Source organism: Streptosporangium sp. H13245, assembly GCF_055690525.1.
On the sequence record NZ_JBSZKT010000004.1, the window covers coordinates 339,362 to 357,002 of the forward strand.

General features: G+C 69.2%; 12 protein-coding genes and 1 riboswitch. Of the genes, 2 read left to right on the forward strand and 10 right to left on the reverse strand.

Annotation, left to right across the window (positions count from 1 at the left end; genetic code table 11):
- Nucleotides 1-28: 28 nt before the first annotated feature.
- Nucleotides 29-700, reverse strand: coding sequence for a hypothetical protein (locus ACW9TB_RS11370; RefSeq protein ID WP_472747935.1), 672 nt, complete (start codon nucleotides 698-700; stop codon nucleotides 29-31).
- A 144-nt stretch (nucleotides 701-844) separates the two neighbouring features.
- Between ACW9TB_RS11370 and ACW9TB_RS11375 the strand changes: the two genes are divergently transcribed.
- Complete coding sequence (locus tag ACW9TB_RS11375; RefSeq protein ID WP_472747936.1) at nucleotides 845-1,720, forward strand: HhH-GPD family protein; 876 nt, start codon at nucleotides 845-847, stop codon at nucleotides 1,718-1,720.
- Nucleotides 1,721-1,825: 105 nt separating this feature from the next.
- On the opposite strand, the gene ACW9TB_RS11380 is transcribed toward ACW9TB_RS11375, so the two are convergent.
- From ACW9TB_RS11380 to ACW9TB_RS11400, 5 genes are all read right to left on the reverse strand, one after another.
- Nucleotides 1,826-2,776 carry a TIM barrel protein gene (locus ACW9TB_RS11380; protein ID WP_472747937.1) on the reverse strand — a complete coding sequence of 317 codons (951 nt, stop codon included), beginning with the start codon at nucleotides 2,774-2,776 and terminating at the stop codon, nucleotides 1,826-1,828.
- Between the two features lie 373 nt (nucleotides 2,777-3,149).
- Nucleotides 3,150-5,657, reverse strand: coding sequence for an ATP-dependent Clp protease ATP-binding subunit (locus ACW9TB_RS11385; RefSeq protein WP_472747938.1), 2,508 nt, complete (start codon nucleotides 5,655-5,657; stop codon nucleotides 3,150-3,152).
- Nucleotides 5,658-5,936: 279 nt separating this feature from the next.
- Complete coding sequence (locus ACW9TB_RS11390) at nucleotides 5,937-6,269, reverse strand: histone-like nucleoid-structuring protein Lsr2 (protein WP_012895497.1); 333 nt, start codon at nucleotides 6,267-6,269, stop codon at nucleotides 5,937-5,939.
- 1,292 nt (nucleotides 6,270-7,561) lie between these two features.
- Nucleotides 7,562-8,716 carry an RDD family protein gene (locus ACW9TB_RS11395; protein WP_472747939.1) on the reverse strand — a complete coding sequence of 385 codons (1,155 nt, stop codon included), beginning with the start codon at nucleotides 8,714-8,716 and terminating at the stop codon, nucleotides 7,562-7,564.
- 228 nt (nucleotides 8,717-8,944) lie between these two features.
- Nucleotides 8,945-9,586, reverse strand: a complete 642-nt coding sequence (locus tag ACW9TB_RS11400) for an amino-acid N-acetyltransferase (RefSeq protein WP_472747940.1) — start codon at nucleotides 9,584-9,586, stop codon at nucleotides 8,945-8,947.
- A gap of 337 nt (nucleotides 9,587-9,923) precedes the next feature.
- Nucleotides 9,924-10,073: riboswitch (cyclic di-AMP (ydaO/yuaA leader) on the forward strand.
- A 5-nt stretch (nucleotides 10,074-10,078) separates the two neighbouring features.
- On the opposite strand from ACW9TB_RS11400, the gene ACW9TB_RS11405 reads away from it, so the two are divergent.
- Complete coding sequence (locus tag ACW9TB_RS11405; RefSeq protein WP_472747941.1) at nucleotides 10,079-11,128, forward strand: C40 family peptidase; 1,050 nt, start codon at nucleotides 10,079-10,081, stop codon at nucleotides 11,126-11,128.
- A gap of 193 nt (nucleotides 11,129-11,321) precedes the next feature.
- Here ACW9TB_RS11405 and ACW9TB_RS11410 read toward each other — a convergent pair whose 3' ends face one another.
- From ACW9TB_RS11410 to ACW9TB_RS11425, 4 genes are all read right to left on the reverse strand, one after another.
- Entirely contained in the window at nucleotides 11,322-11,522 is a 201-nt protein-coding gene (locus ACW9TB_RS11410; protein ID WP_030905642.1) for a helix-turn-helix domain-containing protein, read from the reverse strand.
- A gap of 1,046 nt (nucleotides 11,523-12,568) precedes the next feature.
- Complete coding sequence (lysX, locus tag ACW9TB_RS11415) at nucleotides 12,569-14,026, reverse strand: bifunctional lysylphosphatidylglycerol synthetase/lysine--tRNA ligase LysX (RefSeq protein WP_472747975.1); 1,458 nt, start codon at nucleotides 14,024-14,026, stop codon at nucleotides 12,569-12,571.
- Nucleotides 14,027-14,148: 122 nt separating this feature from the next.
- Complete coding sequence (locus ACW9TB_RS11420) at nucleotides 14,149-14,931, reverse strand: type III pantothenate kinase (protein WP_472747942.1); 783 nt, start codon at nucleotides 14,929-14,931, stop codon at nucleotides 14,149-14,151.
- On the reverse strand, nucleotides 14,931-17,483 hold the full coding sequence (locus ACW9TB_RS11425) for an L-aspartate oxidase (protein WP_472747943.1): 2,553 nt from the start codon (nucleotides 17,481-17,483) through the stop codon (nucleotides 14,931-14,933). The genes ACW9TB_RS11420 and ACW9TB_RS11425 overlap by 1 nt, the downstream gene beginning before the upstream one ends.
- Between the last annotated feature and the right edge of the window lie 158 nt (nucleotides 17,484-17,641).

Genomic DNA, 17,641 nt, shown 5'->3' on the forward strand with positions numbered 1-17,641 from the left:
CCCCGGCGGGCACCCGGGCCCTAGACGGCTATCGGAGGTGGAAGACGGCCTTGCGGCTTTTCAGGCCCGGGGCGTGGACCACCGCGACGTAGGTGCCGGGCAGCGCGGCGGCCCGGTCGGCGGCGCAGTCGTCACCGGACCTGCGGCGGTCCCACACCAGCTCCTTGACGTACGGGATGCCGCGGTTGAGCTCGCGGACGTTGGTGGCCTCTCCGCTGACGCAGTCGGAGGACGACCACACGCGGTCGTCGCCGGAGGTGATGCGCACCTCCATGGCGCGCGGCCCCACGTCGGTGGTGCACATCACCTTGCCGACGTTGACCAGGGTGAGGACGAACCGGGGCCGGATGCCCGGCGGGTAGACCGTCCCCTGGCCCTCCATGCTCAGCACGAGCTGCGGGGAGACGCAGGGCTCGCCCGGCCGCCTGGGGCTGGCGGCCGTCCTGGTCACCCCCGGCGTGGGCGTGGGGCTCGCGGACGCCGAGGGGATGACCGTCACGGTCGGCAGGACGGCCAGCAGCGGGTCCGGTGTCTCCTGCCGGGCGGCCGAGTCTCTCTCCCTGACGTCGTCCGGCCCGCTCGTCGAGGAGCAGGCCCACGCCACGACGGCGACCACCACGAGCACACCGACGAGCGCGGCCATCCGGCGCCGCCAGTAGACGTCGACTCCGATATCGCTACGGAACGTGTCGGGATCCATACGCTCAGTATGGTTAGTCCTGGCGGGCCGCAGGAGGCGACCCGCCGCTTCCGGCCTGTTTCGGCCTCCGGCCGCTGGGCCGGGGGCGGGTGAAGACGGGCGAAGACCGTCCAGGGCCGCCCGATCCCGCACTATCGTCGAAAGGTGCCCGAGTCGAACCGCTTACTCGAACCCATCCTCGACTGGTACGCCGGCAACGCCCGCGACCTTCCCTGGCGGACGCCCGGCGCCTCCCCCTGGTCGATCCTGGTCAGCGAGATCATGCTGCAGCAGACTCCGGTGGTCAGGGTGCTGCCCGTGTGGACCGAGTGGATGGAGCGCTGGCCCACGCCCGCCTCCCTGGCCCGCGAGTCCCCCGGCGAGGCCGTACGCCACTGGGGCCGCCTCGGCTACCCCCGCCGGGCACTGAACCTGCACGCGTGCGCCCGCGCGATCACCGACCGGCACGGCGGGGAGGTCCCCACCGGCCACGACGCCCTGCTGGCGCTTCCCGGCGTCGGCGAGTACACCGCCGCCGCGGTCGCCAGCTTCGCGTTCAAGGGCCGCCACGCGGTGCTCGACACCAACGTGCGGCGGGTCCTGGCGCGGGCCGTGGGCGGCCAGGAGTATCCCCCCAAGGCCACCACGCCCCCCGAGCGCAGGCTCGCCGCCTCGCTGCTCCCCGACGCCGACCGCGCGCCCGTCTGGGCGGTCGCCGTCATGGAACTGGGCGCCCTGGTCTGCACCGCTCGCGCCGCCCGCTGCGCCGACTGCCCGATCAGCGACCTGTGCGCCTGGCGCCTGGCGGGCAAACCGGCCCACGACGGCCCGGCGCGCAAGGGCCAGACGTACGCGGGAACGGACCGCCAGTGCCGCGGCCGCCTCCTCGCGGTGCTGCGCCAGTCCTACGGCGCCGTGCCCAAGGACGCCCTCGACGTGGTCTGGGACGACGCCCCGCAGCGCGAGCGCGCCCTCGACGGCCTGGTCGCGGACGGCCTGGCCGAGGTCCTCGACGACGGCACCTACCGCCTCCCCGGCTGAACCGGGGCCCTCCCGCCGGAGCCCGCCCCGTCGAGGCCTCCGTACACGACGGGGAGGGCTCCCGCCGCCGCGCCGTGAGACCGGCGGACCGGCGGGCGAGGAGGGTCAGGCGGCGAGGCGCAGGCCGAGGGCGGTGAGGCTGGTGCGCGCCCAGTCGAGCTCCTCGGCGATCATGTTGACCAGGGCGCCGGGGCCCCTCGCCCTCAGGGGCACGGCCAGGTCGTGGGTCTCCACCTCGATGTGGGCGGTGCCGTTCACCGCACCGGAGAGCATCGCGGTGAGGGTGTCCTCCAGGACCGGCCGGGTGCTGGGCAGCTCCTGACAGGCGGCGGCCATGTGGTTGTGTACGTGGCCGAGCTTCACCACCGGGGCCCCGGCGTCCGCCAGGCCGCGCAGGGCGGCTCCGGGCTCCTCAGAGCCGCCCGCGAGGTAACAGGCGTCCAGGCAGATGCCGAGGTGCTCGGAGTCGATGCCGCCGACCCGGTCGAGGGCCTGCTTGGTGGTCTCCAGCACGCATCCGGGCCACGGCTCGAAGCCGACCCTGATCGTCTTGCCGGTGACGCTGTGCAGCCCGCGCAGCTCGCGGGCGAGGCGCTCCAGCCGTCGCGAGGCGATCGAGTGCAGGTCGGCCGGCCAGTCGCGGCGCCAGCCGATGGGGATGGTGGAGATGCTTCCGAAACGGACGTCCTGCGGGAGCAGGAAGGCCAGGATCTTGGCCAGCGCCATCGTGTAGCGGTAGCGCTCGGGCTTGGCCCAGTCGGGGCCGGGGACCTCCTGGTTCCTGCCGCCGGTGCCGTTGAGGCTGACGACCTCAAGGCCGCGCTCCTCAAGGGAGCGGCGCAGGCGCACCAGCTCGATCCTGTCGGCGGTGAGATGGTCGGCGACACTCGGGGAGAGCCAGAGGCCGACCCCCATGCGCTCCACCCCGAGGCGCTTGCGCACCGGCACCGCGTACCGGGTCAGGTGCGCGATGAGGTTCTCCAGGTCCTCGGCGGGGTGCACACCCGCGTTGTAGGCCAGGTGAACGAGTGTCCCGTCCTCGTGCCGTAAACGCATGCGTGCCTCCAAGGCGTACTTCGTGTAAGCGGCCCCGATGGCCCCGCGCCGGTCGACGGCGCCGTGAGCCGGAGCTCTCCCTGTCGGGAGCTCGACCCGGTCCTCCGAAGCATCCCGCGCGGCCACCGGCTCCGCGTCACTCCCGGAGCTGATTCGCTGGTACGCCGCTGGGCTGACCTCGATACCGCTCTCACCGCAGCCAGTACTACTTTGAGATCATCTGGATGAGATTCACCGAACTCGCTCTACAGAGTGTAGTACTACCTGTCGTGGCGAGATACCGTCTTTGGTAACAAATAAGCAGACCCCGCCGTGAGTCTCCTCACGGCGGGGTCTGCTTGTTTCCGCCTGATCAGGCCATGCCGGGCCGGCCCTAATTCTGGATCGGCTCCGCGATGGCGGCGGCCGAGTCGGGAACCTGGGTGACCGGCGCGTTCTCACCGATGAAGGTGAACTTCGCGTTCTCCCCCTCGCCCTCGATCGCGATCTTCACGATCTGGCCGGGACGGAGCTCGCCGTACAGGATCTTCTCGGACAGGGTGTCCTCCAGCTCGCGCTGGATCGTACGGCGGAGCGGACGGGCGCCCATCACCGGGTCGTAGCCACGGTCGGCCAGCAGCTGCTTGGCCTCCTGCGTGAGCTCCATCCCCATGTCGCGGTCCTTCAGACGCAGGCCCACCTGGGCCAGCATCAGGTCGACGATGCGGATGATCTCCTTCGGCGTGAGCTGATGGAAGACCACGATGTCGTCGACACGGTTGAGGAACTCCGGCCGGAAGTGCTGCTTGAGCTCCTCCTGGACCTTCGACTTCATCCGGTCGTAGTTGGACTCGGCGTCGTTGTTCTTCGCGAAGCCGACTCCCTGACCCTTGGAGATGTCGCGGGTGCCGAGGTTCGTCGTCATGATGATGACGGTGTTCTTGAAGTCGACCACCCGGCCCTGGGCGTCGGTCAGGCGACCGTCTTCCAGGATCTGCAGCAGCGAGTTGAAGATGTCGGGGTGGGCCTTCTCGATCTCGTCGAACAGGACGACCGAGAACGGCTTGCGCCGCACCTTCTCCGTCAGCTGACCGCCCTCCTCGTACCCGACATAGCCGGGAGGCGAGCCGAACAGGCGGGAGACGGTGTGCTTCTCCATGAACTCCGACATGTCCAGCATGATCAGCGCGTCCTCGTCCCCGAACAGGAACTCGGCCAGCGCCTTGGACAGCTCGGTCTTACCGACACCGGACGGACCGGCGAAGATGAACGAGCCACCCGGACGGCGCGGGTCCTTCAGACCGGCGCGCGTACGGCGGATCGAGCGGGACAGACCCTTGATGGCGTCGTCCTGGCCGATGATCCGCTTGTGCAGCTCGTCCTCCATGCGGAGCAGTCGCTGGGACTCCTCCTCGGTGAGCTTGAAGACCGGGATGCCGGTGGCGGTCGCCAGGACCTCCGCGATCAGCTCCTCGGTGACCTCGGCGACGACGTCCATGTCGCCGGCCTTCCACTCCTTCTCGCGGCGCTCGCGCTTGAGCTGGAGCTGCTTCTCCTGGTCACGCAGCGCGGCGGCCTTCTCGAAGTCCTGCGCGTCGATCGCGGACTCCTTGTCGCGCCGCACGTTGGCGATCTTCTCGTCGTACTCGCGGAGGTCCGGCGGCGCGGTCATGCGGCGGATGCGCATGCGCGAGCCGGCCTCGTCGATGAGGTCGATCGCCTTGTCCGGCAGGAACCGGTCGCTGATGTAGCGGTCGGCCAGCTGCGCGGCGGCCACCAGGGCGCCGTCCGTGATGGAGACGCGGTGGTGTGCCTCGTAACGGTCGCGCAGGCCCTTGAGGATCTCGATCGTGTGGCTGAGGCTGGGCTCGGCCACCTGAATCGGCTGGAAGCGCCGCTCTAGCGCCGCGTCCTTCTCCAGGTGCTTGCGGTACTCGTCGAGGGTGGTGGCCCCGATGGTCTGCAGCTCGCCCCGGGCCAGCATCGGCTTCAGGATGCTGGCGGCGTCGATCGCGCCCTCGGCGGCGCCCGCGCCGACGAGCGTGTGGAGCTCGTCGATGAACAGGATGATGTCGCCTCGGGTGCGGATCTCCTTGAGGACCTTCTTCAGCCGCTCCTCGAAGTCACCTCGGTAGCGGGAACCCGCCACCAGGGCGCCCAGGTCGAGGGTGTAGAGCTGCTTGTCCTTCAGCGTCTCCGGCACCTCGCCCTTGACGATCTTCTGGGACAGGCCCTCCACGACGGCGGTCTTGCCGACGCCGGGCTCGCCCACCAGGACCGGGTTGTTCTTGGTCCTGCGGGACAGGACCTGCATGACCCGCTCGATCTCCTTCTCCCGGCCGATGACCGGGTCGAGCTTGCCCTCCCGGGCGGCCTGGGTCAGGTTGCGGCCGAACTGGTCCAGCACAAGGGAGGTCGACGGTGCGGCCTCGGTCGGACCGCCCGCGGCGGCCGGCTCCTTGCCCTGGTAGCCGTGGAGCAACTGGATGACCTGCTGCCGGACCCGGTTGAGATCGGCTCCCAGCTTCACCAGCACCTGGGCGGCGACGCCCTCGCCCTCACGGATGAGGCCGAGCAGGATGTGCTCGGTGCCGATGTAGTTGTGTCCCAGCTGCAGGGCCTCGCGGAGCGACAGCTCAAGGACCTTCTTGGCACGCGGGGTGAACGGAATGTGCCCCGACGGCGCAGACTGACCTTGGCCGATGATCTCCTCGACCTGCTGACGCACACCTTCAAGACTGATGCCGAGGCTCTCCAGAGCCTTGGCGGCAACGCCTTCACCTTCATGGATCAAACCAAGAAGAATGTGCTCCGTACCGATGTAGTTGTGGTTGAGCATCCGGGCCTCTTCTTGGGCCAGGACGACAACCCGCCGTGCGCGGTCGGTGAACCTCTCGAACATCTCGTCGCTCCTCACAGAGCGGTCAGGCAGGTCCGGGATATCCGAGCCCTGTCATCCCGCATGGTAGCCCCGACCCGGCGACCGCTCTATACAGAAGACGTTCCCCGAGAGCAGGGCGTTCACCCTCCATCCAACTACTTACGAGGGGTGGGATGTTCCCGCTACGCCGCAAGCGAACGACGTTTGTCGAACCGCCAAACGCATCATGCGGTCATGGCCGCCACCGGACCCCACCGTGACCGCCATAACCGCATGATTCACCCGATCCGCTGAGCCGATCTAGTGAGCGGCTTCGTACTGCTCGACGATCTTGGAGGCGATTCGACCGCGCTCGCTGACATTAAGGCCGTGAGACTTCGCCCACGCCCGGATGTCGGCGCTCTTCTCTCGCGTGAGTGCCCGCGCTCCGCCCGCGCGGCGGCGGCGGGGAGCCAGGGCGCCGGAACGACGGGCGCTCTGCACGAAAGGCGACAGGGAGTCGCGGAGCTTCTTCGCGTTAACGTCACTGAGGTCAATCTCATAGCTGGTGCCGTCAATCGCGAAGGCGACAGTCTCATTGGCCTCGCCCCCATCGAGGTCGTCGATGAGAATCTCCTGGATCTGCTTGGCCATCTACACAATCCTTTCGCGGAGTATTGTTTCATTCGCAAGCTAAACATATACCCGCGATCGAAGAGCGGCAATTCCAGGAGCCCGGCGATTCTCACAGGCAACCGAGACTCCCAGTCGAGCCTCCTGTGGATCAGCTCTTCTGCGACTCGGGGCCGGGCCGTTTTGCCGGGCGCCGGCCGACGGCTTCACTCCGAAGTAGCTTGACGACTCCGAAGATGAAGGCCCCGCCGACGACCGCCGGGGGTATCAACGCGGACAATACGTCGTACATTCGTCCTCGCTCCGCACCGTGGGTGGCTTTCTGGGGACCATGGAAATGTGGCGGCGACTCTCCGGGCCGCGCGGGCGCGCCCGATCGGTCCGGAACCGCCCACAGATGACCATAGCGCCACCAGCCGGTGACGCGCGTCAGGCAGGGGCGACCATGCCGTCTCTCTCCAGCCTAATGCTTCTCTCCAGCCGCCTTACCGGTTGCAGTCGTAAAGCCGTGAGGAAAAACCGGCGAGGCGATCAGGTGATCATCACCGTCTCCGTAATACCAATGCCCGGCGGGTTCCCGGCCGCCCCTCCATCGGCCTCCCGGCGACGAATCCCCTGCTGGAGGGGCCTGCCCGCCGGGATGAACGGCACCGTGCCATGGAACCGGAGATCGCCGCGATCGGGTTCATCACGGGAATGCCCGCCACCGGCAGAACGCCCGGACGGAGAGCCGCTCGCTTCATCACCCCGGTGTGAGCCGATGCGACACAAGCGTATGGAACAAGACGGATCTTCAACACTTTCTCGTCAAGAGTACGACCCGCTCTGGCACGGAGTACATAGTCGTAGACCGTATAACCACCAAAGACGATGGGCCCCTCGGACAACCCCGCCAACACCACGCGTCCCCGATCCGGATCCGTAAGAAGGCCTTCACCGACCGTCCTGAACACGCGACGGAAGGCGAAGAAGAGAATCCGGCGCGGGGTCACCGAGGATGCCGGAGGCACGCCGAGCCGACCATTCGGCGAGTAGTGCGCGAACCCCCGACGGGGGTGGATCCGGCATTGACGCCTCATAGGAGACCCACGGGCGCCTGTGAGCCCGTTGTGGGCACCGTACGCGAATATTCCGGCGAGCGGGCCGAGACTCGGTCATAAGTTCCCCCACGTTGCTCAGGGCGCGGCAAATGGTTTTGCGGCTTCCGTGACCCCGGACCCGAGCCCCTTACGGGCCCCTATGGCCCCCCGTTTTCTCGCCCGCGCACGAAAACGGGGCCGGCGGTTGAACCGCCGGCCCCGTTATTCAGGGAACTACTTGATCTTGACGACGACCGTCCCGGCCACCTTGTCGTGCAGGGCCTGCTGCAGCGGCTTGTCCCACAGCTGCCACAGGACGTTGACGACATAGAAGATGTAGGCGACGAATCCCAGGAACGGGATCCAGGTCAGGCCGTAGGGGCCCCAGAGCACGCCGGCGCGCTTGACCGCCGCGTCGGAACCGAGCCCGCCGGGCGGCAGGGCGCTGCCGACCGGAACGACCTTGATGCCCAGGACCATCTTGCCGACCGTCTGCCCGCCCCGGCTGAGCATGAAGAACTCGTAGGCCACGTAGATGGCCGCGGTGATCAGGGCGGTGAGCAGGGCGGCGAGGAAGTAGCCGCCCCCCTCCGTGATCGTCGTGCCGTTGAAGGTGGGAGCCGTCACGACCAGCGCGGTGATCACCGTGTTGACGATGAACAGCGGGATCGCCAGGATGACCCCGTCGACGATCCTCGCCACCAGGCGCTGCCACCACTCGGCGAGCGGGGCGGGCGCCCCGGGGGGACCGCCGTACGGCTGGCCGTAGCCCTGCTGCCCGTACGCGGGCTGCTGCTGGCCGTAGCCCTGCTGCTGCCCGTAGTCGGGCTGCTGACCGTAGCCCTGCTGCTGGCCGTACCCTGGCTGCTGACCGTAGTCGGGCTGCTGGCCGTAACCGGGCTGGGACTGCTGGCCGTAGCCGGGCTGCTGCTGGCCGTAACCCGGCTGCTGGCCGTAGCCCTGCTGCTGACCGTAGTCGGGCTGCTGGCCGTAACCGGGCTGAGACTGCTGCCCGTAGCCGGGCTGCTCGTGGGACGCCTGCTGGCCGTAGCCGGGCTGCTGTCCGTACGCGCCGGTCCCGCCCTGCTGGCCGTAACCCTGCCCGTAGCCGGACTGCTCGTGGGACGCCTGCTGGCCGTAGCCGGGCTGCTGACCGTACGCGCCCGTCCCACCCTGCTGTCCGTACGCGCCGGTCCCGCCCTGCTGACCGTAGCCCTGCTGCTGTCCGTAGTCGGACTGCTGGCCGTAGCCCTGCTGCTGCCCGTAACCGGGCTGCTGGCCGTAGCCCTGCTGTCCGTAGCCCTGCTGTCCGTAGCCCTGCTGGCCGTAACCGGGCTGGCTCTGTCCTGGGCCGGTGTTCGGCTGTGAGGCCTCCGACCGATATCCCACAACTGTCACGTCGGGGTCGAGTTCGCCAGCGGCTCGACCCGCGTTGTGCTGTCCGTAATCCGGGTGCCCCGACGGTGTGCGATCGCGGTCGGGATCATCCTGTGGATACGGCGGCTGTCCGGTGCTCACCGCGTCACCTCACTTAGACTGCGCATGTGGCAAATGTCAGACGCACATGCTTGCTGCTGCACAAGGTATCGACATAGGTATCGACAGTCACCTTTCCGATCAGTCAGCTCCAAAGTCATCGGAGTCGGGCTCACGTGTCAGGTGCAGCAGCATCCGGGAGTTTCCCAGGGTGTTGGGCTTGACGTGCTCCAGGTCGAGGAACTCCGCCACACCCTCGTCGTAGGAGGCGAGAAGCTCGGCGTAGACCGCGGGGGCGACGGGAGTGCCCTGGATTTCCCGGAATCCGTGCCGGGCGAAGAAGTCGAGCTCGAAGGTCAGGCAGAAGACCCGGCGCAGGCCCAGTTCGACGGCCGTGCGAATGAGCGCGGAGACGATCCGGTGGCCGATCCCCATTCCCCTGCGGTCCGGATCGACGGCGACGGTGCGGATCTCGGCCAGGTCCTCCCAGAGGACGTGGAGCGCCCCGCAGCCGATGACCGCGCCCTCCGCGTCGGTGGCGACCCAGAACTCCTGGACGTCCTCGTACAGGGTGACGGTGGCCTTCTCCAGCAGGCGCGGGCCGACGCCGCCGTAGGTGTCGACGAGCCGCCTGATGGCGCGGACGTCCGGGGTGCGGGCGCGGCGGACCGTGATCTCGGGGCCCGCGCCGGGCACGGGCGAGGCTCCCTCGGATTCGGCGCGCCGCTCCCCTTCGCCGGGGGCACGAGCCGGTACGGGAGAATGCTCAGCAAGCTGCTCCATGACCGTTCAGCGTACGTCCCTCGCCGCTCTTCAATTACGGCTCATCCTTAACTCGCAGCCCACAGCCCCCACGTGACCCTTGGTGATCGCTTTACCACACCGAGCGCACGGTGCCTCCCATGTGCCGAGATTCACCTTTGGCACGGTCCCGGACCTGGGAAGACCTTCGCCACACCCGTCACCTGGGCGGTAAAGCCAGCGTAATGGCCATGTTGATCATATTGCCATGTGATCTTTCCGTGACATTTCAGTTGCGAAACCTCTACTGAATTCGCAGTTCTGGTTGAGCAGGAACCACGGGTGCACTAATCTCCGTGCTCGATGTCAGAGACGTAAAAAGCCTGACCCGCCGAATCCCCCGCCGAGGGGGAACCGGGGACCCACCACAGTCCTCCGGGGTGAATCCGAGTGCCACCGGCGCACCCGGTAGGGCTGCCTCCGGCCCGAACCCGTCAGCTAACCCGGTAGGCGGCCGAGGAGAGGAGCCTGTTGGTGAAGCGCACGCGCGACCGCGGAGGAAAGCACGCGGGCGACGACGCCCGCTGTCGAGAACGCGCGCCGCGAGGGCTGCGCCGCCGCATGGCGGTGATCGGCCTGGCATTCGCCACCCTCACCCTCGGCACGCCGCTGATGTCGGCCACCGCCGACCCCGAGCCCAGCCTCCAGCAGCTGGCCAAGCAGGCCGAGAAGCTGCACGAGGAGATCGGCACCCTCGCCGAGCGGTACAACGGCGAGCGGGTCAAGCTCAAGCAGGCCCAGCGGGCCGCGGAGAGCGCCAAGAAGACCCTCGCGTCGAGCGAGTCCGAGCTGGCGTCCCGCCGCACCAAGGCCACCCTCCTGGCGCAGAGCACCTACATGTCGGGCGGCCTGAACTCCGGGCTCGCCTTCACGCAGGCGACGGACCCCGACACCTTCCTCGACCAGGCGACCACCAACTACGCGCTCCAGCAGCAGCAGAGCGAGGAGGTCGCCCAGGTGGCCCGCGCGATCGAGGCCGCCGAGCGGGCGCAGGCCGGGGCCAAGGCGAGGACCTCCGAGGTCAAGAAGCTCCTGGCGGAGATCGACGGCAACCGGACCAGGATCGAGCGGCTGGTCGCGCGGGTCGAGAGCAACCTGTTCAGCGAGGTGCGCAGCAGGGCCGTCAGCAACAGGGGCGCCCGGGTGCGGACCAACGTGCCCATCGTGGGCAGCGGCAAGGCCGCGGAGGCCACCCGCTGGGCGCTCACCCAGCAGCTCAAGCCGTACGTCTGGGGCGCCGAGGGTCCCAACTCCTTCGACTGCTCCGGGCTGGTCATGTGGGCCTACCAGAAGGTCGGCATCAGCCTGCCGCACTACACCGGCGACCAGTGGACCGCGGGCACCCACGTCGGCAGGGACGAGCTGCGTCCCGGCGATCTGGTCTTCTTCTACAGCGACCTGCACCACGTCGGGATCTACATCGGCGCGGGCCTGATGATCCACGCGCCCCAGACGGGTGACGTCGTCCACATCGCCACGATCGACAACCGGCCCTTCGCCGGAGGCGTCCGCATCGCAGGCTGATCCGGAAATGTCCGCGTCGTCGGCTGAACGTGCTCGGAGGGGTCACCGGCTGAACGCATCCGGAGGGGTCACCGGCTGGACGCGCTCGAAAGCGTTCGCGTCGTCGGCTGAACGCACCCGGAGGCGTCGCCGGTTGAACGGCGCCTGGACCGCACGCGTGTCCGGCCCGACCTGCCGGACACGCGGCGGTGTGTCAGATCAGGCGGCGGCGGGCGGCCCAGGCCACGGCCTCGATCGCCGTGGCGACACCGATGCGGTCGCAGATGCCTCTCAGCCTGCGCCTGACGGTCCGCCCGCTGATGTCGAGGCGACGGCCCACCCGATCGACCGTGACACCTTTGGCGAGCTCAGCCAGCAGCACGAGGTCGTCGTCGCTGAGACCGATATCGCTCATGCCCAGGGGGCTGTCGCCATGGCGTGAATCCACTTCTGGATATGCCATCAAGAGTCACTCCCCCCACTCTGGAAACCGGGTGCGAGACGCCGGAAATGAATACCGTCCGCCAGGAACGGTAAACGCCTTGTTCAAAGGTCGTCAAGTTCCGCTCTTCATAACGTGCGTCCAGTATTGACATAGTAGGCGCTACATGAAGTACTCATGATATGTCAGTGCCTTTGCGGCTATGTCATGATCAAGCCCAGGCACGAGCCGGCAAGCCCCCCCTGGCTGCGGCGATCGAAGCCCCGGCAGAACAAGGTTTCGCCGGAACCACCGGGCGTGCCGGAGCCGGCCCCTCGGGGATCCGGCCCGCCCGCATTTCTCGGAAAAACCGATCTCTTCCAGATACTCTTCGGGCGACCACGGTCACTCAGCGCCTTGACGGCACCCCGCGGAAAACACGGAAATATGAGGGTCAAGGGAGCAGCTTTGCGGCATTCGCGAAGTATCGCGCGGCAGCGATGGGGTGCCGAGCGATATTGGACGTGCTGTAAATGGATTTCCGCACCACACGAAAAGGCGTCCGCCATTGCGGGGAACCCCGGGCGCGACGACCGTTTCCGGCCCACCGGTTTCGCCCTGCCCGCCCCGCCTCCCCCCGCACGCCGTACGGGGACCCCCACCCCCGCGGATCCGCGGGGGTGGGGCCCGGCGCCGCTCCGCCACGCCGCCCCGAGCCGCCTCCTCAGGGGAACGGCCCGGAGACGATCGACGAACCGCCCCGCCGTGCCCCGGCCGTACGGCTCCTCGAAAACCGCGCGGGATCGCGAGAGGCGCCGCCCGGTGCGGCCGGGACGCTCACCGGACCTAGCGGCGTCCCAGCGCAAGAGGGTGCCGCCCGCGAAAGCGCGGCCGGGACGCTCGCCCTCGACGCGCCACGGACCGGGCCTCGGCCCGCCTCCGGGTCGCCCCGGCCGGGCCCCGGCCCGGAGGCGACACCGGTCCCCACGGCCGTGATGGCCGTGGCGCCGTACGAAGGGGAGGGTCCCTCCGTGCCGGGCTCAGGTGGTCGGCTTGACCAATGGGAACAGGATGGTCTCGCGGATGTTCCTGCCGGTGAAGGCCATGACGAGGCGGTCGATGCCGAGCCCCATGCCGCCGGTGGGCGGCATCGCATATTCCAGGGCCGTGAGGAAGTCCTCGTCAAGCTGCATGGCCTCGACGTCGCCGCCCGCGGCGAGCATGGACTGCTCGGTGAGGCGGCGGCGCTGCTCGACCGGGTCGTTCAGCTCCGAGTAGCCGGTGCCCAGCTCGGTGCCGAAGCCGATCAGGTCCCACTTCTCGGTGAGGAGCGGGTTGTCCCGGTGGTTGCGGGCCAGCGGGGAGGTCTCCAGCGGATAGTCCATGACGAACGTGGGCTGGACGAGCGTGTGCTCGACGAGGGCCTCGAAGATCTCCTGGACCAGCTTGCCCTGGCCCCACTTGGCGTCCCAGTGGATCCCCCGCGCGTCGGCGAGCCCTCGGACGTGCTCCAGGGGCGTCTCGGTGGTGACCTCCTCGCCCAGCGCCTCGGAGACCGACCCGTACAGGGTGATCCTCGGCCACTTCGCCAGGCCGAGGTCGATCTCCTGGCCCTGGTGGACGACCACGGAGTGGCCGAGGGCGGCCACCACGGCCTTCTGGATCATCCGCTGGGTCAGGTCGGCGATGTCGTTGTAGTCGAGATACGTGCCGTACGCCTCCAGCATCGTGAACTCGGGGTTGTGGGTGGAGTCCGCGCCCTCGTTGCGGAAGTTGCGGTTGATCTCGAAGACCTTCTCCAGGCCGCCGACCACCAGCCGCTTGAGATAGAGCTCGATCGCGATGCGAAGGTAGAGCCCCATGTCGTACGCGTTGATGTGGGTCCTGAAGGGCCTGGCCGTGGCTCCGCCGTGGATCGGCTGGAGCATCGGCGTCTCGACCTCCAGGTAGCCCTCCTCGTGCCAGAAGTCGCGGACGGCCCGGACCACCGCGCTGCGGGTGTGGGCCGTCTTCCTGGCCTCGTCGTTGACGATGAGGTCGACGTAGCGCTGGCGGACCCGCGCCTCGGGGTCGGTGAGCCCGGCGTGCTTCTCCGGCAGCGGGCGCAGGCACTTCGAGGTGATCGCCCAGCGGTCGGCGAGGACGGACAGCTCGCCCCTGCGGGAGGTGACGACCTCGCCCTCGACGCCCACGTGGTCGCCGAGGTCGACATCGCGCTTCCACGCGGCCAGGGACTCCTCGCCCACCCGGTCCAGGGAGATCATGACCTGGAGGTCGCCGGAGCCGTCGCGGAGGGTGGCGAAGCAGAGCTTGCCACCGGTCCTGGACAGCATCACGCGGCCGGTGACGCCCACCCTGTCGCCCGTCGCGGTGTCAGCGGGAAGATCGATGTGTTTCTGACGGATCTCGGCGTTGATCGCGGTGCGCGGGAAGTTCACCGGGTAGGGGTCGACGTCCTCGGAACGAAGACGGTCGAGCTTCTCTCTGCGTACGCGCATCTGCTCGGGCAGATCATCGGCGGGATTCGTCACATCATCGGTCACAGTCCCAAAGGGTACCGACGTGACAAACTTCGCGAGTTCGTCGACCTCCCGGCGCCGCGACCGGTGCCGCGACGTCCTCAGACGGTGTTGCGGTGGTAGATCAGGCGCAGGCCGATCAGCGTGAGCCAGGGCTCGTGCATGTCGATCGAGCGGGCCTCGCTCACCACGAGCGGCGCCGCGCTGCCGGTGGCGACCACGGTGACGTCGTCGGGGTCGTCGGCGAGCTCCGCCGCCATCCGCTCGACGATCCCGTCCACCTGGCCGGCGAAGCCGTAGATGATGCCGGCCTGGAGCGCCTCGACGGTGTTCTTGGCGATCACGGAGCGGGGACGGATCAGCTCCACCTTGTGCAGCTGCGCCCCCGCCGCGGCGAGCGCGTCCACCGAGATCTCGATGCCGGGGGCGGTCACCGCGCCGACGTACTCCCCCTTGGCGGAGACGGCGTCGAAGGAGGTCGCGGTGCCGAAGTCGACGATGACGCACGGCCCGCCGTACAGCTGGATGGCCGCCAGCGCGTTGACGATGCGGTCGCTGCCGACCTCCTTCGGGTTGTCCATCCTGACCGGCACCCCGGTGCGGACGCCCGGCTCGACGATCACCGCGTTCACGTCGCCGTAGTAGCGGCGGCACATCTCGCGCATCTCGTTGAGCACCGAGGGGACGGTGGAGCAGATCACGATGCCGTTGACGTCGGCGCCCTTGAGCAGCGGCGACTGCCCGAGCAGCCCCTGGAGCACGACGGCGATCTCGTCCGCCGTGCGCCGGGCCTCCGTGGAGATCCGCCAGTGCTCGATGACGTCCTCGCCCTCGAAGAGGCCGAGAACGGTGTGGGTGTTGCCGACGTCGATGGCAAGCAGCATCAATTCCCCCGAAGGTCCAAGGCGATGTCCAGCGCCGGCGCCGAGTGCGTGAGCGCGCCCACGGCAAGGTAGTCAACACCTGTTTCGGCCACATCGCGAGCGACCTGGAGGGTCAGCCCCCCGCTGGACTCCAGCCGCGCCCGGCCGGCCACCAGCCGTACGGCCAGCGTCAGCTCCTCGACGGTGAAATTGTCCAACAGGATCTCCTCCGCTCCCTCGGCCAGCACCGGTTCGATCTGGTCGATCCGGTCGACCTCGACCTCGATCGGCAGGCCGGGGTAGGCGTCACGGACCGCCCGGAACGCCTCGGCGACCCCGCCGGAGGCCACCACGTGATTGTCCTTGATCAGCGCGGCGTCCGAAAGCGACATGCGGTGATTGGTACCGCCGCCGCACCGGACGGCGTACTTCTCCAGGGCGCGCAGCCCCGGCAGCGTCTTGCGGCTGTCCCTGATCCTGGCCCCGGTCCCCTCGACGGCCCGGACCCACTCGCCGGTCAGGGTCGCGACGCCGGACAGGTGGGTGAGCAGGTTGAGCGCGGTGCGCTCGGCGGTCAGCAGGTCCCGGGTGGGGCCGGTGACGGTCATCAGCACGTCGCCCCTGGCGACGCGCTCGCCGTCCTTGACCCTGCGCTCGGCCACCAGGCGGCCCTGGCTGAGGTGGGAGAACGCGCCCTCGGCCACGGCCAGCCCCGCGACCACGCCGTCCGCGCGGGCCACCACGTCGGCGGTCGCGGCCTGGTCCGCGGGGATGGTGGCGACGCTGGTGACGTCGCCCCCCTCCTGAAGGTCCTCGGCCGCGGCGGCCTCCAGGATCGCGGTCACCGCTCCCGGGTCCAGGCCCGCCTCGACGAGGTCGTTCTCCACCTGGGGTGGCAGCGCGGTCACGCGCCGCCCGTGCGGTACGTATGTCATGGCCGGTCCCTCCGCGGTCAGAGTGGTGTCGAGGTGGCCCAGCCACCGGTCGTCGTTTCGCTCGGGAAAGTCCTCACGCCAGTGTGACCCCCGGGTCTCCTGGCGTTCGCGGGCGGCCGTCACGAGCGCGGAGGCGACCGTCAGCAGGTTCGTGGTCTCCCAGGACTCGGTGCACGGCTCGACCTCCACCGGGGTCCACCTGAGGTTCAGCAGGGCCCTGGTGACCTCTCCCAGGGACTCCTGGCCGCGCAGCACGCTCGCCCCCCGGCTCATGTGCGCCTGGATCCTGCTCCGGGCCCTGGGGTCGATCAGGCCGGTGGGGCGGTCGTCGGGGGCGGGCTCACCCGCGACCGGCCGCCCCGCGCCACGGGCGGCCCGTACCGCGTGGATGTCGGCGGCGATGCGCCCGGCGAAGACCAGGCCTTCGAGCAGGGAGTTGGAGGCGAGCCGGTTGGCGCCGTGCACGCCGGTGCACGCGACCTCGCCGCACGCGTACAGGCCGGGCACGCTGGTACGGCCGCGCAGGTCGGCACGGACGCCGCCGCTGGCGTAGTGGGCGGCGGGGGCGACGGGGATGAGCTGGGTGACCGGGTCGATGCCGTGCTCCAGGCAGACCGCGTGGATCGTCGGGAAGCGGGTGCGCCACTTCTCCTCGCCGAAGTGGCGGGCGTCGAGGTAGACGTGGTCGGTGCCCGTGACGCGCGTCCGCCGCATGATGGCCTTGGCCACGACGTCGCGGGGGGCGAGGTCGGCGAGCTCGTGGACGTCCTCCATGAACCGGGTGCCGTCCGCGTCGACCAGCACGGCCCCCTCGCCCCTGACGGCCTCGGAGATCAGCGGCTGCTGGCCGGTGGAGTGCTCGCCGAGCCAGAGGACGGTCGGGTGGAACTGGACGAACTCCAGGTCCCTGACGACGGCGCCCGCGCGCAGCGCGAGCGCCACCCCGTCCCCGGTGGAGACGACGGGGTTGGTGGTGGCGGCGTAGACCTGGCCCATGCCGCCGGTGGCCAGCACCACGGCCCCCGCCGTGACCGCGCCCACCCCGTCGCGCTCGCCCTCGCCCATGACGTGCAGGGTCACCCCTGCCGTACGGCCCTCGGCGTCCTTGAGGAGGTCGAGGACGAGCGCGTGCTCGATCACCTCGATCCCCGCCTCCACGACGGCCTGGACGAGCGCCCTCTGCACCTCGGCCCCGGTGGCGTCGCCGCCCGCGTGCACGATGCGGTCGCGCCGGTGGCCGCCCTCCCTGGTGAGCTGGAGGGCCCCCGAGGCGTCGGTGTCGAACCGGGCGCCCACCGCGATCAGGCCGCGCAGCGCGTCGGGCCCCTCGGTGACCAGGATCCTGACGGCCTCCTCGTCGCAGAGGCCCACCCCGGCGACGAGCGTGTCGGAGAGGTGCTCCCCGGGGGTGTCCCTTGGGTCGAGCACGGCGGCGATGCCACCCTGGGCCCAGCGGGTCGAGCCCGACGACAGGACGTCCTTGGTGACGACCAGGACCTTCGCCCCGGGGTCGAGGGTGGCGTACCGCAGGGCCAGGGTGAGGCCGGCGACGCCGGAGCCCACCACGACCACGTCCGCCCGTACCGTCCAGCCCGGAGCGGGAGCGGTCAACCTCTGGGGAATGGCCGGGATGCTCATAGCCGCCTCCTCGCGGGGTTCATTAGAGGCCGTTCATTTCGTCAGTGTGACGATAACGCCACCTCGAAAGCGGCTGTTCCCCGGGGTGGGACATTTCACCCGAACCATGAAATCACGGCAGCTCGGCACCTTATGTGGACAGGGAAGACCGTCGATTG